Raw genomic sequence first — 21,752 nt, 5'->3', positions numbered from 1 at the left:
ACATCATAACGCCCGCCCTATGCATGCTACCCAACGCAAACTGATCCTGCAACGCTGGAACGTGATTCAGCACGAACTGCTGCCCGAGTTGCAGAACGAGGTGGGGGCGCTGACGCCGAAGCTGGAGCGGGTCATCCACACCCTGGAATGGGTGCGCATCGAGGAATTCACGGCGACGACGTGGTGTGGCGTGGGGCGCCCGCCCTGTGAGCGGGCCTGGCTGGCAAACGCTTTCGTGGCGAAGGCGGTGCTGGGACTGACGACCACGGTGGGGCTGATCGAGCGCCTGATGGTCGATCGTGTGCTGCGGCGCATCTGTGGCTTCCCGCCGTGCCGGAAGCTGCCCTCCGAAGCCACCTTCTCGCGCGCCTTCGACGAGTTTGCCGAGAGGTGTCTGGCCGAACGGGTGCATGAGGCGCTCATCAAGGAACACCTCGGGGGGGCGCTGATCGGGCACCTCAGCCGCGACGGCACCGCGATCGAAGCACGCGAGCGCCCGGCCCACACCAGGGGTGCGGCGGCGACACCGGCGCCTGCGGCCCAATGGTCCCTGATGGCCGAGGAAGAAACCCCCGCGCCAACGCCCCCGGTCCCCGCGAAGAAACGCGGCCGCCCCCGGCGCGGCGAAGTCCGTGCCCCCGCCAAGGTTTCGCCCATCCAGCGCCAACGCCAGCAGAGCCTCACGCAGATGCTCGAGGACATCCCCGCGGTGTGCGACCGCGGCACCAAGTGCAATGCCCAGGGGTACAAAGTCAGCTGGAACGGCTACAAGCTGCACCTGGACACCGCCGACTGTGGCGTGCCGATTGCGGCGCTGCTGTCGTCGGCCTCGATGCACGACAGCCGCGCCGCCATTCCTTTGTCGCTGATCAGCGCGCAGCGTGTCACCAATCTCTACGACGTCATGGATGCCGCCTATTGCAGCTTCGAGTTGCATGAGCACTGCCGCAGCCTGGGCCATGTCCCATTGATTGACCACAATCCGCGCGGCGGCAAGAAAGAGGCGTTCGAGCCGGCCGACGCGATCCGTTACAACGAACGCACTGTCGCCGAGCGCAGCAATGCGCGGCTCAAGGATGAGTTCGGCGGTAACTCCGTCCGGGTCAAGGGCGGCACCAAGGTCATGGGGCACCTGATGTTCGGTGTCCTGGCGCTGTCCGCCGACCAGTTGATGCGATTGCGACAATGACACTGCGCACCGCAACGCCTGCCCTGACATCACTGCCATCAATGAGGCAGGACTCCCTGCGTCAAAAAATCGCAAAACCATGCCAATGACCTAGCCGAAAAGCCCTGCCGACGCCGCCAATGCGAAAATCGCGCTCCCGGCGAGCGAACGCCTCACTTTCACATTTCCGAAGTCGGACTTTTGCAAGAGGCTCAGTAATGAACTGAATATGCTTTTCAGAGAGCTTGTTGAATCGCTGTCCCATTGACCACTCCGCGTTGTCGCATTGTTAAGTTTCGAGGTCGCCTGCTTTGTTCTGGTGGGTCCAAAGATCTCAGTAAGGGTAGCGAGCTCTTATTACATGTTCGGATAGGTCGGACCTTCACCACCTTGCGGCGTCACCCAGTCGATGTTTTGAGTGGGATCCTTGATGTCGCAGGTTTTGCAATGTACGCAGTTCTGGGCGTTGATTTGCAAACGCGGCCGCCCCTCCTTCTGCCCGAGGATTTCATAGACGCCGGCCGGACAAAAGCGCTGTTCGGGGGCGTCGTAGTTCCTCAGGTTGATCCGGATGGGCGCGCTGCCATCCTTCAGTTGGAGATGGCAGGGCTGGTCTTCCTCGTGGTTGGTATTGGACAGGAAGACCGACGATAGGCGGTCAAAGGTGATCACCCCATCCGGTTTTGGGTAGTCGATTTTCGGGCATTCGTGAGCCGGCTTGAGCTTGGCGTGATCGGGAAGTTTGTGGCGCAAGGTCCATGGGGCACTCCCGCGGAAAACAAGCTGATCGATGCCGAACATGATGGAACCGATCTTGAAGCCCTTGGCCATCCACGGCTTGAAGTTGCGAGCCTGGTAGAGTTCCTGATAAAGCCAGCTCTGTTTGAAGGCTTCAGGGTAAGCATCCAGTTCATCGCGCTGGCGTCCGGCGGCAAGGGCCGCGAAGCACGCCTCTGCGGCGAGGGAGCCGGATTTGATAGCACAGTGGGAGCCCTTGATACGGGCGGCATTGAGAAAGCCCGCGTCGTCGCCGATCAGGGCTCCGCCGGGAAAGGTGAGTCTGGGGAGGGACTGAATGCCGCCTGCGGTGAGCGCCCGGGCGCCATAAGCGATGCGCTTGCCGCCTTCGAGGAATTTGCGAATTTCCGGATGCGTCTTGTAGCGCTGGAAATCCTCAAAAGGTGACAGGTGGGGATTGGAGTAGCCCAGCCCGACGACAAAGCCCACAGCGACCTGATTGTTCTCGAGATGGTAGAGAAAGCCGCCGCCGTAAGTGTCCGGTTCCATCGGCCAACCCGCGCTATGCAGGACGAGGCCGACTTGGTGCCTTTGCGGTTCGAGTTCCCAGAGCTCTTTGATACCAAGGCCGTAAGTTTGCGGATCCGCATCTGCGTTCAGGTTGAATTTCGCCAGCAACTGCTTGCCAAGATGGCCGCGGCAACCTTCAGCGAGGAAGGTGTATTTGCCGTGCAGCTCGATTCCCGGCTGAAAATTCGGGCCTTCGGATCCGTCCCGCAGACGACCCATGTCGCCTGTGGCCACACCCTTCACCGCTCCGCTTTCATCGAATAGCATTTCGGCGCCGGCAAACCCCGGGTAGATCTCGACACCCAGTGCCTCGGCCTGCTGCCCGAGCCAGCGAGTGACGTTGCCGAGAGAGATGACGTAGTTCCCGTGATTGCGGAGAGACTTCGGTAACAGCCCGTTCGGTACCTTGACGGCGCCAGTTTCGGTAAGGACGAAGAAACGGTCTTCAGAGACTGGTGCGTTCAGCGGGGCGCCGTCTTCTTTCCAGTTGGGCAGCAGTTCAGTCAGGGCGCGCGGATCCATGACGGCGCCGGAGAGGATGTGGGCCCCAATCTCGGCACCTTTCTCGATCAGGCAGACCGACAAGTCCGATTCGTGTTCGACCGCCAGCTGTTTCAGTCGAATGGCGGCAGCAAGGCCTGCGGGGCCGCCGCCGACGACGACGACATCGAACGCCATGGATTCCCGTTGCATGGTTTCCCTCGAAAAAAGAGCCCGGCCGTGCGGCCGGGCTAAATGCCGGACTTGGAGGAGAGGAGCACCGGCAGGGATTCGGTCAGGAGAGGGCGCTGACCAGCTCGGGGACGGTTTCGAACAGATCCCCAACCAGTCCGTAATCGGCGATCTGGAAGATGGGAGCGTCAGGATCCTTGTTGATGGCGACGATCACCTTCGAATCCTTCATTCCGGCGAGATGCTGGATGGCCCCCGAAATCCCGACAGCGATATATAGCTGCGGGGCAACCACCTTGCCGGTTTGCCCGACCTGATAGTCATTGGGTACGAAACCGGCGTCCACTGCCGCCCGCGAAGCGCCCAGCGCGGCTCCCAGCTTGTCGGCGAGCGGTTCGAGCAGCTTGCGGTAGTTGTCCCCATTGCCGAGACCTCGGCCGCCGGAAACGATGATCGTGGCGGCGCCCAGTTCTGGCCGCTCGGATTTCGTGAGCTCGCGGCTTTGGAGTCGGCTTTGCGCGGTGTCGGCTGCTGGAGCGAGATCTTCCACCGGTGCCGCGCCGCCCGTCCCGGCGGGATCAAAGGCAGTGGTGCGAACGGTGATGACCTTCACCGGATCGGCGCTTCTTACCGTAGCCAGCGCGTTGCCGGCGTAAATGGGCCTCACGAAGGTATCTTGCGATTCGACGCCGATGATTTCAGAGATCTGTGCGACGTCGAGCAAGGCGGCGACACGCGGCAGCAGATTCTTGCCAAAAGTCGTCGCTGGGGCCAGCACGTGGCTATAGCCCGCCGCATTGGCGAGGATCAGCGCCGTCAGGTTCTCGGCGGTGTGCGACGCGTAATGAGCGGCATCTGCCAGCCTTACTTTCGCGACGCCCTGAACCGTAGCGAGCTGCTGCGCAACGCCTGCACAATTGGCGCCTGCGACCAGCACATGAATCTCGCCGCCGATCTTTTGTGCTGCGGCGATAGTGTTGAGCGTGGCGGCCTTGAAGGCGGTGTTGTCATGTTCGGCAATGACGAGAATGGTCATGGTCGTCCGCTCCTTAGATCACTTTTGCTTGATTTCGAAGTCGATTCACGAGTTCGGTGACATCGGCCACCTTGATGCCCGCACCACGTTTGGGCGGTTCAACGACCCTGAGCGTAGTCAGCCGCGGCTCCACGTCGATGCCGAGATCGGCCGGCTTCAAGCAATCGAGGGGTTTTTTCTTGGCCTTCATGATGTTGGGCAGGGTGGCGTAACGCGGCTCGTTCAAGCGGAGGTCAGTGGACACGACTGCAGGCAAAGTGATGGCCAGTGTTTCCAGGCCGCCATCGATTTCGCGGGTGACAATGGCCGTACCATCGTCGATCGTTACCTTTGAGGCGAAGGTTGCTTGTGACCAGTTCTGCAGGGCAGCCAGCATTTGGCCGACCTGGTTGGCGTCATCGTCGATGGCTTGCTTGCCGCAGATGACCAGTTGCGGCAGTTCCTTTTCGCACACCGCCTTGAGGAGCTTGGCAACGATCAGGGGCTGGAGTTCAGCGTCGGTTTCGACCAGGATTCCGCGGTCTGCGCCGATCGCCATCGCCGTGCGCAGAGTTTCCTGGCAGCTCGTGGTGCCACAGGAGACTGCAACGATCTCGGTCGCGACACCGGCTTCCTTCAGTCGCACGGCTTCTTCCACCGCAATCTCGTCGAACGGGTTCATGCTCATCTTGACGTTGGCGAGATCGACTCCGCTGCCATCCGCTTGGACGCGAACCTTCACGTTGTAGTCGACGACACGTTTGACAGGTACGAGGACTTTCATGGGGAATTCCTTGTTTACGCGCTGGCGTTGCGGATCATGTTGCGTGCAATGACGAGTTGCTGGATCTGGGTCGTGCCTTCATAGATGCGGAAGAGGCGAACATCGCGATAAAAGCGCTCGATGGCGTAGTCCGAGACGTAGCCGGCACCGCCATGGATTTGCACTGCGCGATCCGCAACGCGGCCGCACATCTCGGAGGCGAACAACTTGCAGCAGGACGCTTCCGTGGAGATGTCCTCCTTGTTGTCGCGACGACGCGCCGCGTCGAGGATCATCGAACGAGCGGCGTAGATCTCCGCTTTGCTGTCCGCGAGCATCGCCTGGATGAGCTGGAACTCAGCGATCGGTTGGCCAAACTGTTGCCGCTCCATCGCATAGTGCAGCGCGTCGTCGAGCATCCGCTCCGCCGCTCCGACGCAAATGGCCGCGATATGGAGCCGCCCCTTGTCGAGCACCTTCATCGCCGTTCTGAAACCCGCGCCTTCCTTCCCGCCGATCATGTTGGCGGCCGGGACCCGGCAGTTTTCGAAGATGACGTCCGAGGTGTGGGCCCCTTTTTGTCCCATCTTCTTGTCGGGCTTGCCAAGGCTGAGGCCGGGGGTGCCCTTTTCGACGATGAACGCGGAGATCCCGCCGGCGCCCTTGTTGTCGGGGTTGGTCCGCGCCATGACCGTGTAAATACCTGCTTCCGGGGCGTTGGTGATGAAGCGCTTTGTGCCATTGAGCACGTAGAAGTCTCCATCGCGCACCGCCGTGGTACGAAGCGAAGCCGCATCGGACCCGGACCCCGGTTCAGTCAACGCGAACGAGGCGATCAGTTCGCCTGATGCGAGCTTGGGCAAGTAGTGGTTCTTCTGCTCTTCGGTGCCATCCACGATGAGCGCTTGTGAGCCGATGCCGTTGTTGGTACCGATCAGCGAGCGGAAGCAGGGTGATGTCCTGGCGATTTCAAATGCGACCAGGACTTCCTCTTCCATGGTCAGTCCCAGGCCGCCGTACTGCTCGGGAATGCACAGGCCGAAGAGGCCGAGGTCACGCATCTCGGCGACGATGTCGGGCGGAATCTCGTCGGTTTCGGCAACGAGATTCTCTGCCGGGACAAGTCGCTCCCGCACGAAACGAGACAGGGTGTCGAGCAAGAGGGTAAGGGTTTCCTGGTCGCGAATCATTGATCTTTCCGCCTGGTTCTGAGCCGGCCCATCGTGCTGCCGACGCGTTTGAAATAACGAGCCTGCTTAAGCCCGATGTGGCTCTATAAGTATCTACGGGTTGATGCAAATACACAGCTGAATCTTGGACTATTGCTTGAAGTGTGTAAAGTACTTGATACAAAAATATTCTTTGAGTAGTCTGTTGTGGTGTTTATCAAGTCAGTCGGAGTGGCCCCTTGCAAACCAACGAAGCGCAGGTTGAGTGCGTCCCCGTCGAGAAGCGCAAACCCGCATATACAGGACGCTGAACCATGACCCACACGTCTCGCAAGCCGGAACTGCTCGGCATCGTCGGCACCGGCCTGATGGGCCGCGGAATCGCCCAGATTGCTGTGCAGGGCGGCATCCCCGTCATTCTTCACGACAGCCGTCCGGGCGCAGGGCAGGAGGCCCGGGAGGCGATCATCGCCACCCTCGACAAGCTGGTGTCGAAGGGCAAGCTGACGACGGCAGAGCTCCAGGCAGGGGCCGAGCGTCTGACGGTCGCCGCCGGGCTGAACGACCTTGCGTCGTGCACCGCCGTGGTCGAAGCGATCATCGAGAAGCTCGACGCCAAGCGTGAGCTCTTCCTGCAGTTGGAGGCCGTGGTCGCCGACGACTGCATCCTTGCGACCAACACTTCGTCGCTCTCCGTCACCGCCATCGCTGCTGCTTGTCGAAATCCGGGTCGCGTTGCCGGTTTCCATTTCTTCAGTCCGGTACCGCTAATGAAGATCGTTGAGGTCATCGTCGGGCCGCTGACTGACAGCGCCGTCGCAGATGAACTCACCGGGATGGCAAAGCGCATGGGGCATGCTCCGGTCCGCGCCAGCGACACCCCCGGCTTCATCGTCAATCATGCGGGTCGGGGCTACCTCACGGAGTCCTTGCGTCTGCTGGGCGAGACCGTCGCCCCGTACCCCGAGATCGACCGGATCCTGCGACTCGGCGCCGGCTTCCGCATGGGGCCTTTCGAGTTGCTCGACCTGACTGGTCTGGATGTTTCCCTGCCGGTGATGGAGTCGATCTACGAGCAGTATTATCAGGAGCCGCGCTTTCGCCCGTCACCGATCGCCCGCCAGCGGCTCGCGGCCGGGCTGCTCGGGCGCAAGAGTCAGCGGGGCTTTTACCGCTATGACGATGGCAGGAAGGAAGAAGTGGCGCCCCCTGCTGTTCCGCCGCGCGACCATCTATCCGTCTGGTTGGGCGAGGATGACAGCGCCGCATACCCGCAAGTCGTCGAGTTGCTGGATCGCTTGGGCGTCGAACGCGATCACGGTAAGCGCCCATGTCCGGACTCGCTGTGTCTGGTGCTGCCGGTAGGACAGGATGCGACGACCGTGGCTGTTGCCGCCGGCATCGACCCGACCCGGTGCGTTGCCCTCGATCCCTTGTTCTTGGACGGCTGCCGGACGCTGATGACGACGCCGGTGACTGCCACCCGTTACCGCGACGCGGCTCATGCCCTGTTCGCCGCCGATGGGGCGGCAGTGGCCGTCATCCATGACAGCCCGGGTTTCGTCTCGCAAAGGGTCGTGGCAGCGATAGTGAACATCGGCTGCGACATTGCCCAGCAGGGGATCGCGACCCCCCAGGACATCGACCGCGCCGTCACGCTCGGTCTCGGCTACCCGCTCGGCCCTTTGGCTCTGGGCGACCGGCTCGGTGCCGGCACTGTGTTGCGCATCCTCGACGGCCTCTTCGATTTCTACCGTGATCCGCGCTATCGACCGAGCCCCTGGCTGACGCGTCGCGCACTCCTCGGCGTGTCCCTGCTCACTCCGGAAAACTGAGTTTCCGCTTACATACCTCTGGGAAATAATCATGCTTGATGCCTATATCTACGCTGGTCTTCGCACTCCCTTCGGTCGTCAGGCCGGCGCACTTGCGCCGGTGCGCCCGGACGACCTGATTGCCGCGGTGATGCGCAAACTGCTCGCCGACTCGCCCTTCGCCGCCGAACAAATCGAGGACGTGATTCTCGGCTGCGCCTGCCAGGCCGGTGAAGACAGCCGCAACATCGCCCGGCATGCAGCGCTGCTGGCCGGCCTTCCGGTTACCACGCCGGGCCAGACGGTCAATCGCCTCTGTTCCAGCGGCCTGGCCGCTGTTCTCGATGCCGCGCGCGCTGTCACCAGCGGCGAAGGCGATCTGTATCTCGCTAGTGGTGTCGAAAGCATGAGCCGGGCACCCTTTGTCGTCGCCAAGAGCGAGAGCGCCTACGGACGCGACTTCAAAGTGTTCGACTCGGCCATCGGGGCGCGCTTTCCCAACCCGGAGATTACTCGCCGCTATGGCGGCGACACCATGCCGGAAACGGCGGACAACGTCGCCCGCGATCTTGGTCTGACCCGCGAAGACAGTGACCGCTTTGCCGCCGCTTCACAGGCCAAGTTCGCTGCGGCCCAGAGCAGCGGTTTCCTGGCCGGGGAGATCATGTCGGTGGAAGTGGCGACCAGTCGCAAGACGCCTCCCCGCATCGTGGCCGAGGACGAACATCCGCGCCCGGAAAGCACCATCGAATCGCTCTCCCGCCTGAAGGAATTGTTTGAGGGTGGGGTCACGACCGCCGGCAATGCGTCCGGCGTGAACGATGGTGCGGTGGCGATGTTGATCGGGAACCGTGCCGTGGGGGAGAAGGCCGGCGTCAAACCGATGGCACGCATCCTCGCCGGTGCCGCAGCGGGCGTCGAGCCGCGGGTGATGGGCATCGGCCCCGCCTATGCCATCCCAAAGGCCCTGGCGCGAGCCGGTCTGACACTGGCCGACATGGACATCATCGAAATCAACGAAGCCTTTGCCGCCCAGGTCCTGGGATGCCTGAAATTGATGAACGTCGCGTTTGACGATCCGCGAGTCAACCCGAATGGCGGGGCGATCGCCGTCGGCCATCCGCTCGGCGCTTCCGGTGCCCGCCTAGCCTTGACCGCTGCCCGCGAGTTGGAGCGACGAAACGGACGTTACGCCGTGCTGAGCCTCTGTATCGGCGTTGGCCAGGGACTGGCTGTCGTCATCGAACGCGTGTGAGCAACGACTTCATGTGCCTGAAGCACATTTCAACCTTCATGTCCTGAACTGAATCGCCCCGCGTTTCTTTGACACGCTCTTGCGTCAGAATTGGCCGCTGCGAGGATCTGCGGGGTGTGCCGGAAGCGGGGCGACCTCCGGCGGCCCAGCTAAACAGGCGGGGGAGCTATTTGCGCGGGCTGCGGCGTCCCGTCCTTTCCCCGCGTGAGCGCGCAAACGATCGCGTCGATATACGGGTCCCGTAGCCCGCGATCGGCGAGCGCGGCGTCGAGCGCATGAAGGTAGTCGGCGTTGCGACCGAAGACGCCAGCGGCTTCTACGACGATCCGCGCGACCGTGGCGACCGTCGCATCGGGCTCATACAGCGGCTGCTCCGGATTGACGACGAAAACGATCGCCGCGACCTCCCGGCCGTCGCCGAGGGTCACCTGCGACCAAAGCGGGCGGTATACACCGCTGCCCATTTCGCGCGTCCACAGCAAGCGAAGCTCGGCGGCGGCCTGATCATCGTTCAGGCGCAGCGCCACCCCCTGCACCTGTCCGTCGGGTTCGAGCGCGAGCACCCGGCCGGGCCACTCTAGGCGGCCCCGCCCGGAAATCGAGCGCACACAGAAACTTCGGTGCCAGCCATCGAGCGTTGCCGTGCACTGCTCGGCGAAGGCGAGGAGCGGGTTCCATATCAGCGAGCCATAGGCGAAAACCCAGATCGCGCCGTCGGGCCGCGCCTGCAGTATTTCGTCGAGCGAGCGATCGAGGTCGGCGTCGCTCCGGGAAAGATGGGACGGCATGTCGAGGCTGCCGCGGAAGCTGCCGTCGATGAGATTCTTGCGGGTCAGGATCGTCATGGATCAACGTTCTGATGCGACGCTCGTAAAGGAAACCGAATGGCCCCAAGCACGCCGAGATCGCCACGGTACTTGCGAATTATTGCCTTCGTCATGTCGAGCTGATTCGCTCATCAAGCTGCCTCACGCCTTAATTTACCTTAGCGACTGACTATCGTCGGCATCGACTCCTCGCGGAGAGATTTCGCCATGAAGTGTGCCCGAAGAGTCGGTCCCATGCGTCGGTCTGAGCGCATACGGCTCGGAGCCGTCGGACGTTCCAGGCGTCCGCTGAGCATGTGACTGGCTGAGCATCTCCGAGCTAGCTGTTCAATTAGCTCCCGGCACATTTGCCTATTCGTATCCCAAAATATACAATCATCAGTATGAAGACCATTCTCACCACTGAGCTCTTCGACGCTTGGTTCGCCGATCGTGATCCTGCTGGCGGGTGGCGACAAATCCACCCAGGCCAAGGACATCAAGACCGCTATGAAGCTGGCACGGGAACTGTAGGAGAAGGCGATGGCACTCAAATTGCGCAAATGGGACACGGCGGAGCACCTCGAGACCGAGGAGGAAATGGCGCTCTACCTCGAGGCTTGCCTGGAAGAAGCCGGGGACGATGCGGCCTTCATCGCCAAGGCGCTGGGCGACATTGCCCGCGCCAAGGGCATGACCCAACTGGCCAAGGAAACCGGTCTAGGGCGAGAGAGCCTGTACAAAGCACTTTCCGGCGAGGGCAATCCGAGCTTCGCCACCATCCTCAAGGTGACGCACGCGTTGGGCCTACAACTGCATGCGGCACCACGCCAGACGCCGGGCTGATCGCTGCCGCGCCGCGCATCTGCTGCGTAGTTACCTGACGACAGGCCTGAAACCCTGCTGTTAGCGGCGGTGTAAATCCGCTGCTACTTGGCGACGAAATGCTGTGCGGACGGCAAAGAGCACAAGGGGCCTTCGTAGGCCCCTTGTGGTTTGGCGTTGCGATGCCGGGCAGTCGTCAGAATGGCGGGTCGTCGGTATCGGTGTGGCGCAGATCAGGGGCGTGGGTTGGTGCGTACTCCTCACGCATAAGCTCGTGAAGCGGGATCTGGTAATGCGCCCAGATGCGTTCGCGCAGATCGTCGAGCAACTCGACGACGGCCAGTGCCTGCTCGGGCGTCCAGTGGTCGGGCACGATGAAGGGGATGCCGCGCTGGTGCCCGGAGGGCAGGAGCCAGGGCTTCATGATTTCGCCCTCCGTCGTTGCTTTGCCCGTTGCTCCGAGCGTTCCTTGGCCTCCTTCAGGCGATAGGAGTCGCCGTCGATGGCAATGACTTCGGCGTTGTGCACCAGGCGATCGACGAGCGAGACGACGCAGGCGGCATTGGGAAAGACCTCGGACCATTCGGCGAACGGTCGATTCGTGGTGACCAGCGTGCTCTTCGTCTCATAACGGCGGCTGATCAGCTCGAAGAGCAGATCGGCGTGGCGGTTCGAATAGGAGAGGTAGCCGACCTCGTCGATGGCCAGCAAATCCGGCGCGGCATAGTGGCGCAGTCGCCGGCGCAGTGCCGAATCGCTATCGAGCGCGGCCAGATCGCCGAGCAGTTGGCCGGCGGTCGTAAAGAGCACGGTGCGGCCGTGGATCAGCGCCTGATGGGCGATATTTTTCGCCAAGGTCGATTTGCCGACGCCGTTGGGGCCGAGCAGCACGGCGTTGGCCGATTCCTTGAGGAAGTCGAGCGCCATCAGTTCCTCGATCGCCGCGCGGTCGCAGCGCCGGGGCCAGAGCCAATCGAAATCGCACAGCGGCTTGAAGCGGCCGATATGCGCGTCCTTGAGCCGGCGCTCGAGACTGCGCCGGCTGCGCTCGTCCTCTTCCCACTGCAGCAGCGGCTCGACCCAGCCCGCCGTGGCCGCGTCCGGCCAGTGCGCCAGCAGGCCGTGGAGGTGCAGCGCGTGCGCGCGCTGGCGCAACGCTTCAAGCGTGCTCATCGTCCTCTCCAGTGAGGGTGTCGTAGGTATCGAGTCGGTGCGGCTGGACCGGTGCGTCCTTGTCTTTGACGTGCGGCGGCAGGCAGGTGGCGACCGGGGGCGCCTCGTGGCGCGCCTCCCGCCGGCGCTCGAGCGCCAGGCGCACCGCGTTGGGGTGCGGCACGCCACCGGCCAGCGCCTCGACGATGGCCGCCTGCAATTCCGAGGCGCCGTAGCGATCGAGGAGCCGCAGCAAACCCGAGGTGATCGTGCCGAGGTTGGCGCCGCGTTCGGCGGCGCTGAGCAAGAGGTCCCGGCTCGCCGGTGCGACCTGAGCCAGGTGGTTCTGACCGCGGTGATGCCGGGCTTCGCGCTTGAGCTCGATCAGCGTCTTGATGTGGGCCGGATCTTCGATCTGGTCTCGGCTATCGTAGCTGCGCGGGTGATCGGCGAGCACCTCGCCGCCGTCGAGGACGCGCACGCGCGAGGGATCGGCGCGGACCGTCAGCAGCCGCCGCACATACGTGTGCGGAATCGAATAGTCGTTGAGGTCGAAGCGCACGTACGGCGTCTTGCCCGCCGTCACCGTCAAGTGCTCATCGGTCGGATAGGGGTTCTCCGGCAGCGCGAGCAGGCGGGGCTGCTCGCGGGCAAAGGCTTCGCGCACGCTGATCGAGCGCTCCTCTGGGCAAGGCCGATCGGCCGCCTGGCCGTCGCACCAGGCTTGCGCCTGGGCGTTCAGATCATCGAGGTCCGCGAAGCTGCGGGCGGCGAAGAAGCTCTCGCGGGCATAACGAATCGCCCGTTCGACCCGCCCCTTCTCATTTCCTCGCGCAACGGCGACCGGCCGCGGCTCGAAGCGGTAGTGTCCGGCGAACGCGAGCAGCGTCGGGTGAAAGCGGATGGCGTCATTCTGGCGCTCGAGCACGGCGCTCTTCAGATTGTCGTAGAGCAGGACTCTCGGCAGCCCTTGCCAGGCGGCGAAGGCGCCGACGTGGCCGCGCAGGAAGTTCTCCATGCGCGCATCGAGGAAGAAACGCAGGAAGATGCGCCGCGACCAGGACAGGACCAGGACGAAGGCCATCAGCGGCCGGCGGGCACGGCCGATCTCGAGGTGACCGAAGTGCGCCCAATCGACTTGCCCTTGCTCACCGGCGAGTGTGCGCAGGCGCAGGAAGGCTTCTGCTTTCGGCCGAGGCCGATGCAGGGAAATCAGGTGGCGAAAGTGGTCGGGGCCGCCGCCATAGCCGCGTTCGCGCACCATCGCGTACAGGCGACTGGCGGTCAGCGTCGGGAATTTCTCCAGCGTCTGGCCAATGAAGGGCAGGTAGGCGTCGAGCTGCGACGGGCGCTGCACGCCGCCGGTCCTGGGCAGCCCGGCTTGCGCCAGGACGCGGCGCACCGTGCCGTGATGCACGCGCAATTGGCGGGCGATCGTGCCGGTTCGCCATTTCTCGACGTGGTAGTAGCGAAGGATATGCGCTTCGAGCTCAGGGGCTATGGTCACGGTCAGTTCCTCTTCGATCTAGTCGGCAGACGGTGTGAGGAACTCGACGGCGCAAGGGGCCGATTCGGACCAACGCCGAACACGGACAGTCACAAAAATGACAGTGTTGTGACGTGGACGTCGTCTGGATCACCTTCGATGACGCCGTCGCCATGGGCGTCGAGCTCACGGCCAGTAGATCATCGGCCGCCGGCGCGGGGGAACCCTGATGCGTCACGTTCTTCTGTCGCGCACGGTAGCGACGGCTGCGTTCGGCATGGGTGAAGCGGCCATGGCGGCTCGTTTGGTAGCGCCGACCCGCTCTGCGGATCGAGTCCTGCCGCGCCGTCGGCGCGCAGCCGCCGGCGCAGTAGATCTGGCCATGGTCGCAGGGGCTGCAAATCAATACCTGCACGCGGCAGCGCGCGCAGAGGAAGAATCGGCCCGTGGATTCCATTGGCGGTCCAAGTCACGCCAAGGAGCTGTCGACAGGGGCTTCCGACTCGTGGAATACTCACCCTGCACCCGTGCCCGGCACGGTGTGGGGCACGACATCGGTGTGAACTTGGCGGTTTGGGCCGGCGTCGTGCCTGTTCTCTTCGGCGGAGTCTTTCTACCGCATCTCGAACTCAGCTGTCATCCCTGTCGCTTGCCGCTCCCCGTCGGGGGCCGCGCGGCAAAGGGCGCGTTTCCAGTCGCCCTACGGGCTCCTTCCAACGCGCCCTCTGCCGCACCATTCAGAACCACGCCTGAAACCGGAATCCCCGGTAAATCAAAACACCGCTACCGGCTCCGCCGCCAATGTCACGGCGCCAGATTTACGCGCATTTCGACCGCCATTCACACCTGCGTGAGATTTGCGTGACTTCATGAAGCCCCATACTGCTGACACCATGCATTTGCAACGGACGCGCGGTGTGCGTGATCAATAAAAACAGTCACTTAGGAGTGACAACTGAGTTGTGGCTCCAGTTGTCACCGGTTCGATCCCGGTATGTCGCCCCATATATTCAAGCACTTAGCCCATTCAGGCTATCCAAAGTGATTGTAGAACGTTCTACAAAACGGCCCGCCAATGAGCGGGCCGTTTCCTTTTCTGACGCGATCCGCGCCAGCGTTTCTTGCCGGCGCCGGCCGTGTCGAAGACGTGGCGTCCTACGCCGAGTAGCACCAACGCCGGACGTGTCTTCTTGACCTCTATGCGGTCGGATGATTTGTGCATTCTCTTGTAGCTGTAGACTGAATCTCCGCCACAGAAGACCAGTTATTCGCCTAGCCAGCACTTGGACTGCCACCCGGATAACCGTGCTATGGTATTCGATGGCATCGTGTAGGCGCTCTCGCATTCCGGGTGGGTGAGCTTGTTCCGGCGGGCGAGGACCGCCTTGCACAGGTCAGTATTGGGGTGGCGAAATTACGGCTCAAGTGAGCCGGCGCCGGTTTGACTTGAATGCTCGATTTGCAACTTGAATAAGTTGCCCTTGATACGGTCGCGAATGAACGCGCAGAACGTTGAAACCTCGTCATCCTTTGGCATCCAAGGTGGGCTTCGCCTTGCTTCCGTCGATGACGTGACGGAATTCGGGCGGGGGCTGGAAGCCTGGGAAGCCGTGTATGAGCAGCTTTCTCCTGGTCGCTTCGAAGGGCGAATTCGGGAGATCTGGGTCGACGAGGGGCTTGAGATTCTCTGGGAGCTCGGCAGCCAGTCAGTCTGGACTGCCGGATGCAATGTCGGGGGCGTAGTTTCGTTCGGTGTGCCGATGGCGAGCGGCGGCGCTGGCCTTTACTATGGAGTGCCGCTCGACGACGGTGTGGTTACTTACCTTCCCGGTGGCGGAGAGTTCGAAATTTTTTGCCGTGGCGCGATGGACATGGTTTCGGCCACGGTGTCCGAGAAGTTGCTGCAAGGCTTTGCTTCGGCCGATTCGCCGCAGCTCGCGGAGGTGCTTGTCCCTCAGCCCTTGATCCGTCAGCGGCCACAGCAGGCCGCTAGACTTCGTCGCGCACTCACGGAGATTGTGCGAGCCGTCGAACGCCACCCCGACCTGCTCCGCATCGAAGCGAGCCGGAAGGCGATGCGTGACTGTGTTCTCGCGATGGCGGTTGAAACACTCGACCTGGGTGCGCGGAAGCTCACGTGCAGTCTCCATCCGAGCGCCAAGGCGTGGATCGTGCGTTCCGTGCGCGAATATGCGCTCGATCGCCCGAAGGACCCCCTCAATATCTCCGACTTGTGCCAGTTGTTCCGTGTCTCTCGACGCTCGCTCCAGTACGCCTTCGAGGATCTCACGGGGATGGGGGCGGTACAGTTCCTGCGCAACGTTCGTCTGAACGCGGTGCGTCGCGACATCCGGCGTCTTACAACGGACTCCTCCGAGTCGATCGCAAACATCGCTGCGCGCTGGGGCTTCTGGCACTTGCCGCGTTTTGCCGAATACTACCGGACCTTGTTCGGTGAGCTGCCTTCTGAAACCCGGCAGCGCGTGCATGGGCGCGGTCTGATTCTGCCCGCAGCCCACAACTGACCCGACGGCGCGGCTCAGGGATTGTTGTGGTGCAGCATGAATTTCGTGCTGATAACGGATACCGCCACCTGAACCTCCCCCATTAGTCTCCTCATCACGACTCGCCGACGAGCGAGCGACAAAAACGGGCTGATGCGCATCCATGCGCCAGCTCCGATCGAGGAGACAAAACTTGATGGGCAAGCCATTTTTCGGCCGTCCGACCGCTGACCACGATAGCGCTGCATCGGCTTCGAGAGCCGGATCCAGACGAAATTTCTTCAAGGTCGCGTCTGCGGCAGCAGCGGGGTCGCTCTTGCCGATGGGAGCGTCTGCGGCTGCGGCCAACGGCGGCAAACCGGACGTCGTCGTCGTCGGTGGGGGCTTTGCCGGCGTGACGGCCGCGCGTGAATTGGCCCATGCCGGCGCACGGGTGTTGCTGCTCGAAGCGCGAAACAGGCTGGGCGGACGGACGTTCTACACCCACTTCGGTGACAAGAAAGTAGAGTTGGGCGGTACCTGGGTGCATTGGTCGCAGCCGCACGTGTGGGCAGAGATCATGCGCTACAAACTCGATCTGGCAGAAACGCCAGGGAGTGCCAATCCGCAGCGGGTGATGTGGATGTCCGGCGGCAAGGTTCAGGAAGTGCCGGTCGAAGAGAGCCTGAAGCTCCTCATCGACGCGAACAACCGCTTCCATGAAGGCTCGGAAAAGGTGTTCGCGCGGCCTTACCTGCCTTATCTCTCGGACGCGGGGGTGAAGCTCGACGGCCTTTCGATCGCGGACCGCATGAAGCAGCTCGAACTGCCTCCCTTGCAGCGCGACCTCCTCGGCGGCCTGATGGCGACGAATTGCCACAACCGCACGGGCGAAGGCGCGTACACGGAAATGCTGCGATGGTGGACGCTCGCCGATCGCGATCTGATGCGTCTGTTCGACGCCTGTGCGCACTACAAGCTGAAAGACGGAACATCGGCGCTGATCGAGCGCATGGTCGCGGACGGCGGCTTCCAGGTGCGCCTGTCGACGGCGGTGTCCGAAGTGAAGCAGGGCGCCAACGGGGTCAGCATCACGACCGAGTCGGGCGAGAGAATCGATACCCGCTTCGTCGTGATGGCGGTACCCGTGAATACGGTAAACGCCATCGACTTCCAGCCGGCCCTGCTCGAAGGGAAACAGGCGATGGCACGTGAGCACCATGCGGGTGCCGGCCACAAGGTGTACATCAAGGTCAAGGGCGAACTGGGGTCGGTGATGATGCTGGCCCCGGACTCGGAACCGTTGAACCTCATCTTTACCGATCACGAAGGCAAGGACGGCGGCACCCTGATCGGATTCGGCGTACCCGCCGCGCAAGGGTTCGACGTCCACGACCCGAAGTCCGTCGAGCCCTTCATCCGCAAGTTTCTGCCCAATGTCTCGGTCACCGAAGTCCTGGCCTACGACTGGCACCTCGATCCCTATTCGCTCGGCACCTGGTGCACCTACAAGCCGAGGCAGTTCAGCCGCTACATGCGCGACCTCCGGGCGCGCGAGGGGCGCCTCTTCTTTGCGGGCGCCGATATCGCCTCCGGGTGGCGCGGCTTTATCGATGGTGCCATCGAATCCGGCTTGCAGGTCGCCCAAAGCGTGGCGGCAGTGCTGCGGCAGAACGTATGAGGGACGTCACATGAAGCTCAGAGCCATTCCCCATGTCGTATTGGCGCTCCTCGCACTCGAAGCGACTCCCGTGGTCTGGGCACAAGCCGCCTCTGGCGCGTTTGCACAATGCGTCGCCTGCCACACGATTGAAAAGGGTGCGGCGCATGCGGTCGGTCCCAATCTGAACGGCGTGTTTGGCAGCCCCGTCGCCGGCGCAGCGGGCTACGTGTACTCGAAGTCCCTGCGCAAGCTCGGCGGCGTGTGGACCGAGGAGACGCTGCACCGTTGGCTCGAAGCGCCGCAGGCGTACGCCCCCGGCACCAAGATGGCCTTCGCCGGCCTGAAGGACCCGGCAGCCCGCCAGGAAGTCATCGATGCGTTGAAGGGGCTGCATTGATGGCCCGCCCCGAATCCCGCACAACTAAGGAGCGACTCAGCATGAAGAACAGGACGATCGCCGCAGTGTTCGCGGCCCTCAGCGTGGTGACCGGCGCGCATGCCGCCGGCCAGCAGGACTTCGCCAAGGCGGTGGAACAACGTTACCGCGCCGTCGAAGCCGCGATCCAGGCGCGCGACGGCGCGCGGTGGCTGACGGAGTTCTACAGCCCGGAAGCCGTCGTGGTCGGCGAGGGCTCCAAGGAGACGCTGCGCGGACATGACGCACTGCGGCCGGTGGTGAACGGCATCGTGAAGGAAACGCGCAGCTGCACGATCCGGCCGGATTCCACACGCCAGGCGTCGGCCGATCTCGGCTATTCCTTCGTGACCTACCAGTGCAGTCCCGCCGACGCCGCGGCAGCCGATTACCAGGTGCGCGCCCTGTTTGTGTGGAAGAAGACCCAGGCCGGTTGGCGCGTCGTCGCCGAGAGCTACACGATGGGCAGCATGTAAGCCCGACAAGCGGGTGCCAAGGCGCCCGACCAAAACGACAAGTACGCACGAAGATGCGGAGGAGACAAGAGATGAACCGATTCAATACCCTGAGCGCACTCACGCTGGCCTTGCTGGCGAGCGGCGCGATTGCAGCAAGCCAGGACGCCGAGGGCCTCGGCAAGGACCTGACCCCGCTGGGCGGAGAGAAGGCCGGGAGCAAGGACAGCGCGATTCCGGCCTGGCAGGACGGCGGAGCCCTCAATGCCGGCTGGACCTACGGCAAGCCCCGCGCGCAGTTCTTCAAGTTTCGTGAAGATAAGCCGCTATTCACGATCGACGCGACGAACGTCGAAAAATATGCCGACAAGCTCAGCGAAGGTCAGCATGCCCTATTGAAGACGCTGAAGAACTACCGGCTCGACGTGTATCCGACGCGCCGTCACTGTTCTGCGCCGGACTTCGTTCAGGAGAACACGAAGAAGAACACCGCCACGGCGAAGATCGGCGGAGACGGCTGGAGTCTGGCCGAGGCGATGGTCCCGGGCATCCCCTTCCCGGTGCCGAAGAGCGGCATCGAGGTGCTGTGGAACGCCAAGATGAAGTACGCCGGCGTCGGCGTCACGATGCCAGCGCAATGGACGATGCTGTCGCCGCGCGCAAGCGGCGGGGACTGGATCGAGGCGAAGTCGACGCAAAGCTACTATTACCCGTGGGGACGCAAAGGCTCGCACAAGCTCAGCGAACTGCCGCCCGTCGAATACAACACCTATTTCGCCTACGCGTCGCCGACGGCACTGGCCGGCCAGGCGCTGCTCGTGACCTCCTACACCAGCAAGGCGAGCGACACCTTCTACTACTTCCCCGGCCAACGCCGCGTCCGTCGCATGCCCAGCTATGCCTACGATGCACCGCAGATCGGCTTTGAAAACCAGTACACGATGGATGAGCCGCGGGTGTTCAACGGTACCGCGGATCGCTTCGACTGGAAGCTCGTCGGCAAGAAGGAAATGTATGTGGCCTACAACGCCTTCGGCATGTACGACCCCGCCGCTGACCGTCGCAAGGTGGTGAGTCCCGACGGTGTCGATTCGAAGGCGACGCGCTATGAATTGCATCGTGTCTGGGTCATCGAGGCCACCAGCAAGGATGGGGTGCGCCACGTCGCACCGAAGCGTCGCTTCTACGTCGATGAAGACTCGTGGGCGCTGATGGCGGCCGAGGATTACGACGCCCAGGGCAAACTCTGGAAGGTTCGCGAAAGCTTCCTGATCCCGGTCGCCGAGACCGGCTCCTGCGACAACCCGGCCTTCGTCCAGTACGACCTCGCTTCCGGGCGCGTGCTGTATGACCAGGCAACCCTCGGGGCCGGCCAGGACATGATGTGGGCGACTGAGCCGAACGATCCCAGGCACCGCGACGACTTCTACACGCCGGACAACCTCCGCGCAATCAGCGACCGCTGACTCTTCCGCCCGTACGGGCAATCCGACATAGGAAAAAAGATGAGCATGCATCTGAAGCGGAAGGTGCTGGGTCTCGCCATGGCGGGCCTCTGCGCCCCTGCGGCGCACGCGTTCCAGTTCGAGACCGATTCGGTCAAGGGATCTTTCGACTCGACACTGACGCTCGGCTTTGGCCAGCGCGTCGAAAGCCAGCGTTGCGACCATATCGGCGATCCATCGACGAGCTGCGGCGCGCGGGCAAATACCGTGCAGTGGGGGAATGCCGATGACGGCAATCTGAACTATGACAAGGGCGACTTCTTCACGACGCACCTGAAGGGCTCGCACGAACTGCTGCTGAGCTTCCCCGACGCATGGAAGTTCATGGGGCGTGTCGGCTGGCTCTACGACTTTGTTGCGGACGACACTGCGCGCACCGATCTCGATAGCGAGGCGAGGCGCGCGGTCGGCCGGTACGCGCGCCTCTACGACTTGTGGGTCAGCAAGGAATTCAACGTCGGCGACCAGCGTGGGCGGGTGCGGTTGGGGAATCAGGTCGTGAGCTGGGGTGAGAGCCTGTTCATGGTCGGCGGCATCAATTCCAACGTCGCGATGGACCTGCAGCGGCTGTCGTCGCCCGGCGTGCAGCTGAAGGAAGCCTTCCTTCCGTCGCCGATGGTGAGCGTTGCCAGCGGTCTCGGTCGGGGTGTGAACCTGGAGGCCTACTACCAGTTCCAGTGGAAACAGTATGAGTTTCCGCCGTCGGGCACCTACTTCTCGATGGGCGATACCTTCGACAAGGGGCGGGATAACCTGCTGTATTTCACGCCGGATGCTGCGAGCCGCATCCGCACGCCCGGCGATCCGCTGTTCGGCCAGTCGCTGCAGGCTGCACACGCCGCGATGCTGGCTTCCGGCGAAGCCATGCGCGTCGGGAAGGACATCGATCCGCGGAACGGGGGGCAGTACGGCGTGTCGCTGAAATTCCGGCCGGAAGGCTGGGATACCGATTTCGGCGTGTATTACCAACGCTTCCACGACAAGACGCCGAACTTCCAGTACTGGAATGCCCAGAACACGACGAAGGTGTATTTCCTCGAGGATCGCGAGCTGTATGGCGTCAGCGCGAACACGTCGATCGGGAACTGGGCCGTCGGCGCAGAGTTGTCCTACCGCCCGAAAGACGCCGTGTCGACGAGCGTGTGCCTTGACCCTGCGACCGGGGGACTGGCGGCCGTCGATCAATGCAACGGATCGATCGACAAGGAACGCTACCAGCTCCACCTGACCGGCATCCTCAGCCTCACGCCGAGCGACCACGGCTGGTTCCTCGACCTCGTCGGTGCGCAGACCGGCACCTTTCTCGGTGAGGCGGTGGCGATCGCCTATCCCGGCGTGAATTCGAGCAAGGTCTTTACGCGTAGCCGCAATGGCGTGACGTATCAGCAGTTGCCGGCGGCCGGCGCGTGGACATATCTCGATTCGACCAGGGCGTTCAAGGGCGTCGGCGACGAACTCTCGTGGGGCTACATGTTCGATTTCAGCCTGACCTACGACAGCACGCTGATTCCCGGCTGGCAGGTGATTCCGGGCGTTTTCCTGTCACACGCGGTGAAGGGCAACACCCCGAACTTCATGGCGAACTGGATGGAGGGGGCGAAGCCGGCGAACTTCTACGTGTTGTTCAACCGCAATCCGGCGACTTGGCAGGCGGGCATCAACTACACAAAGTTCTGGGGCGGTGACATGCCGGTCAGCTCGCCCTTCCGGGACCGCGACTTCATCGGCGGCTTTATCTCGCGCAATTTCTGACGAAAGCGCGTACGCACCCAATCCCACAGAGAACGACTACAAGATC

19 protein-coding genes are annotated in these 21,752 nt (G+C 62.8%); 10 read left to right on the top strand and 9 right to left on the bottom strand.

Annotation, left to right across the window (positions count from 1 at the left end; all coding sequences use genetic code 11):
* Positions 1-19 precede the first annotated feature (19 nt).
* Positions 20-1,189 carry a transposase gene (locus pbN1_RS20485; protein WP_169204314.1) on the top strand — a complete coding sequence of 390 codons (1,170 nt, stop codon included), beginning with the start codon at positions 20-22 and terminating at the stop codon, positions 1,187-1,189.
* A gap of 61 nt (positions 1,190-1,250) precedes the next feature.
* Here pbN1_RS20485 and pbN1_RS20480 read toward each other — a convergent pair whose 3' ends face one another.
* The 5 genes from pbN1_RS20480 to pbN1_RS20460 all read right to left on the bottom strand — a co-directional run bounded on the left by pbN1_RS20480 (position 1,251) and on the right by pbN1_RS20460 (position 6,116).
* On the bottom strand, positions 1,251-1,433 hold the full coding sequence (locus tag pbN1_RS20480; RefSeq protein ID WP_210147602.1) for a hypothetical protein: 183 nt from the start codon (positions 1,431-1,433) through the stop codon (positions 1,251-1,253).
* Positions 1,434-1,525: 92 nt separating this feature from the next.
* Positions 1,526-3,169, bottom strand: coding sequence for an electron transfer flavoprotein-ubiquinone oxidoreductase (locus tag pbN1_RS20475; protein ID WP_169204095.1), 1,644 nt, complete (start codon positions 3,167-3,169; stop codon positions 1,526-1,528).
* A gap of 82 nt (positions 3,170-3,251) precedes the next feature.
* Entirely contained in the window at positions 3,252-4,184 is a 933-nt protein-coding gene (locus tag pbN1_RS20470) for an electron transfer flavoprotein subunit alpha/FixB family protein (protein ID WP_169204096.1), read from the bottom strand.
* 13 nt (positions 4,185-4,197) lie between these two features.
* Complete coding sequence (locus pbN1_RS20465) at positions 4,198-4,947, bottom strand: electron transfer flavoprotein subunit beta/FixA family protein (protein ID WP_169204097.1); 750 nt, start codon at positions 4,945-4,947, stop codon at positions 4,198-4,200.
* 14 nt (positions 4,948-4,961) lie between these two features.
* Positions 4,962-6,116: an acyl-CoA dehydrogenase family protein gene (locus pbN1_RS20460; RefSeq protein ID WP_169204098.1), complete on the bottom strand. Its 1,155-nt coding sequence runs from the start codon at positions 6,114-6,116 to the stop codon at positions 4,962-4,964.
* Between the two features lie 293 nt (positions 6,117-6,409).
* On the opposite strand from pbN1_RS20460, the gene pbN1_RS20455 reads away from it, so the two are divergent.
* Together pbN1_RS20455 and pbN1_RS20450 are read left to right on the top strand one after the other, a co-directional pair.
* Complete coding sequence (locus pbN1_RS20455) at positions 6,410-7,930, top strand: 3-hydroxyacyl-CoA dehydrogenase (RefSeq protein ID WP_169204099.1); 1,521 nt, start codon at positions 6,410-6,412, stop codon at positions 7,928-7,930.
* 31 nt (positions 7,931-7,961) lie between these two features.
* On the top strand, positions 7,962-9,164 hold the full coding sequence (locus tag pbN1_RS20450; RefSeq protein ID WP_169204100.1) for a 3-oxoadipyl-CoA thiolase: 1,203 nt from the start codon (positions 7,962-7,964) through the stop codon (positions 9,162-9,164).
* A gap of 149 nt (positions 9,165-9,313) precedes the next feature.
* On the opposite strand, the gene pbN1_RS20445 is transcribed toward pbN1_RS20450, so the two are convergent.
* Positions 9,314-10,009, bottom strand: a complete 696-nt coding sequence (locus tag pbN1_RS20445; RefSeq protein WP_169204101.1) for a gamma-glutamylcyclotransferase — start codon at positions 10,007-10,009, stop codon at positions 9,314-9,316.
* Positions 10,010-10,513: 504 nt separating this feature from the next.
* On the opposite strand from pbN1_RS20445, the gene pbN1_RS20440 reads away from it, so the two are divergent.
* Positions 10,514-10,816: an addiction module antidote protein gene (locus pbN1_RS20440; protein ID WP_169204102.1), complete on the top strand. Its 303-nt coding sequence runs from the start codon at positions 10,514-10,516 to the stop codon at positions 10,814-10,816.
* 175 nt (positions 10,817-10,991) lie between these two features.
* Here pbN1_RS20440 and pbN1_RS20435 read toward each other — a convergent pair whose 3' ends face one another.
* From pbN1_RS20435 to istA, 3 genes are read right to left on the bottom strand one after another with little or no spacing between them, the layout of a single operon-like run.
* Positions 10,992-11,219 carry a hypothetical protein gene (locus pbN1_RS20435; RefSeq protein ID WP_169204281.1) on the bottom strand — a complete coding sequence of 76 codons (228 nt, stop codon included), beginning with the start codon at positions 11,217-11,219 and terminating at the stop codon, positions 10,992-10,994.
* The gene (gene istB / locus pbN1_RS20430) at positions 11,216-11,968 is read right to left on the bottom strand and encodes an IS21-like element helper ATPase IstB (protein ID WP_169204280.1); all 753 of its coding nucleotides are present in this window, start codon (positions 11,966-11,968) and stop codon (positions 11,216-11,218) included. Before istB ends, pbN1_RS20435 begins: the two co-directional genes overlap by 4 nt.
* Positions 11,955-13,454 (bottom strand): IS21 family transposase, encoded by a 1,500-nt coding sequence (istA, locus tag pbN1_RS20425; protein ID WP_169204279.1) that lies wholly within the window; start codon positions 13,452-13,454, stop codon positions 11,955-11,957. The genes istB and istA overlap by 14 nt, the downstream gene beginning before the upstream one ends.
* A gap of 1,475 nt (positions 13,455-14,929) precedes the next feature.
* On the opposite strand from istA, the gene pbN1_RS20420 reads away from it, so the two are divergent.
* The 6 genes from pbN1_RS20420 (at position 14,930) to pbN1_RS20395 (ending at position 21,706) form a co-directional block, all read left to right on the top strand.
* Complete coding sequence (locus tag pbN1_RS20420) at positions 14,930-15,958, top strand: helix-turn-helix domain-containing protein (protein WP_169203588.1); 1,029 nt, start codon at positions 14,930-14,932, stop codon at positions 15,956-15,958.
* A 301-nt stretch (positions 15,959-16,259) separates the two neighbouring features.
* Positions 16,260-17,597 (top strand): flavin monoamine oxidase family protein, encoded by a 1,338-nt coding sequence (locus tag pbN1_RS20415; RefSeq protein WP_244857060.1) that lies wholly within the window; start codon positions 16,260-16,262, stop codon positions 17,595-17,597.
* 10 nt (positions 17,598-17,607) lie between these two features.
* Entirely contained in the window at positions 17,608-17,976 is a 369-nt protein-coding gene (locus pbN1_RS20410; protein ID WP_169203590.1) for a c-type cytochrome, read from the top strand.
* Positions 17,977-18,017: 41 nt separating this feature from the next.
* Complete coding sequence (locus pbN1_RS20405; protein WP_169203591.1) at positions 18,018-18,470, top strand: YybH family protein; 453 nt, start codon at positions 18,018-18,020, stop codon at positions 18,468-18,470.
* A 71-nt stretch (positions 18,471-18,541) separates the two neighbouring features.
* Positions 18,542-19,915 (top strand): DUF1329 domain-containing protein, encoded by a 1,374-nt coding sequence (locus tag pbN1_RS20400; protein ID WP_169203592.1) that lies wholly within the window; start codon positions 18,542-18,544, stop codon positions 19,913-19,915.
* Between the two features lie 39 nt (positions 19,916-19,954).
* Positions 19,955-21,706 carry a DUF1302 domain-containing protein gene (locus tag pbN1_RS20395; protein ID WP_169203593.1) on the top strand — a complete coding sequence of 584 codons (1,752 nt, stop codon included), beginning with the start codon at positions 19,955-19,957 and terminating at the stop codon, positions 21,704-21,706.
* Positions 21,707-21,752 lie beyond the last annotated feature (46 nt).

Source organism: Aromatoleum bremense, assembly GCF_017894365.1.
Classification (GTDB): Bacteria; Pseudomonadota; Gammaproteobacteria; order Burkholderiales; family Rhodocyclaceae; genus Aromatoleum; species Aromatoleum bremense.
Note: the sequence above shows the minus strand (reverse complement) of the source record. Positions and strands in the feature narration are given on the sequence as shown.

Excerpts from the sequence above, each read along its gene's own strand:
- pbN1_RS20440 (WP_169204102.1), top strand. The coding sequence starts at position 10,514 with ATGGCACTCAAATTGCGCAAATGGGACACGGCGGAGCACCTCGAGACC.
- pbN1_RS20465 (WP_169204097.1), bottom strand. The coding sequence starts at position 4,947 with ATGAAAGTCCTCGTACCTGTCAAACGTGTCGTCGACTACAACGTGAAG.
- pbN1_RS20405 (WP_169203591.1), top strand. The coding sequence starts at position 18,018 with ATGAAGAACAGGACGATCGCCGCAGTGTTCGCGGCCCTCAGCGTGGTG.
- pbN1_RS20455 (WP_169204099.1), top strand. The coding sequence starts at position 6,410 with ATGACCCACACGTCTCGCAAGCCGGAACTGCTCGGCATCGTCGGCACC.
- istB (WP_169204280.1), bottom strand. The coding sequence starts at position 11,968 with ATGAGCACGCTTGAAGCGTTGCGCCAGCGCGCGCACGCGCTGCACCTC.
- pbN1_RS20480 (WP_210147602.1), bottom strand. The coding sequence starts at position 1,433 with ATGGGACAGCGATTCAACAAGCTCTCTGAAAAGCATATTCAGTTCATT.
- pbN1_RS20395 (WP_169203593.1), top strand. The coding sequence starts at position 19,955 with ATGAGCATGCATCTGAAGCGGAAGGTGCTGGGTCTCGCCATGGCGGGC.
- pbN1_RS20470 (WP_169204096.1), bottom strand. The coding sequence starts at position 4,184 with ATGACCATTCTCGTCATTGCCGAACATGACAACACCGCCTTCAAGGCC.
- pbN1_RS20400 (WP_169203592.1), top strand. The coding sequence starts at position 18,542 with ATGAACCGATTCAATACCCTGAGCGCACTCACGCTGGCCTTGCTGGCG.
- pbN1_RS20475 (WP_169204095.1), bottom strand. The coding sequence starts at position 3,169 with ATGCAACGGGAATCCATGGCGTTCGATGTCGTCGTCGTCGGCGGCGGC.
- pbN1_RS20410 (WP_169203590.1), top strand. The coding sequence starts at position 17,608 with ATGAAGCTCAGAGCCATTCCCCATGTCGTATTGGCGCTCCTCGCACTC.
- pbN1_RS20445 (WP_169204101.1), bottom strand. The coding sequence starts at position 10,009 with ATGACGATCCTGACCCGCAAGAATCTCATCGACGGCAGCTTCCGCGGC.
- pbN1_RS20420 (WP_169203588.1), top strand. The coding sequence starts at position 14,930 with ATGAACGCGCAGAACGTTGAAACCTCGTCATCCTTTGGCATCCAAGGT.
- pbN1_RS20485 (WP_169204314.1), top strand. The coding sequence starts at position 20 with ATGCATGCTACCCAACGCAAACTGATCCTGCAACGCTGGAACGTGATT.
- pbN1_RS20435 (WP_169204281.1), bottom strand. The coding sequence starts at position 11,219 with ATGAAGCCCTGGCTCCTGCCCTCCGGGCACCAGCGCGGCATCCCCTTC.
- pbN1_RS20415 (WP_244857060.1), top strand. The coding sequence starts at position 16,260 with ATGGGAGCGTCTGCGGCTGCGGCCAACGGCGGCAAACCGGACGTCGTC.
- pbN1_RS20460 (WP_169204098.1), bottom strand. The coding sequence starts at position 6,116 with ATGATTCGCGACCAGGAAACCCTTACCCTCTTGCTCGACACCCTGTCT.
- pbN1_RS20450 (WP_169204100.1), top strand. The coding sequence starts at position 7,962 with ATGCTTGATGCCTATATCTACGCTGGTCTTCGCACTCCCTTCGGTCGT.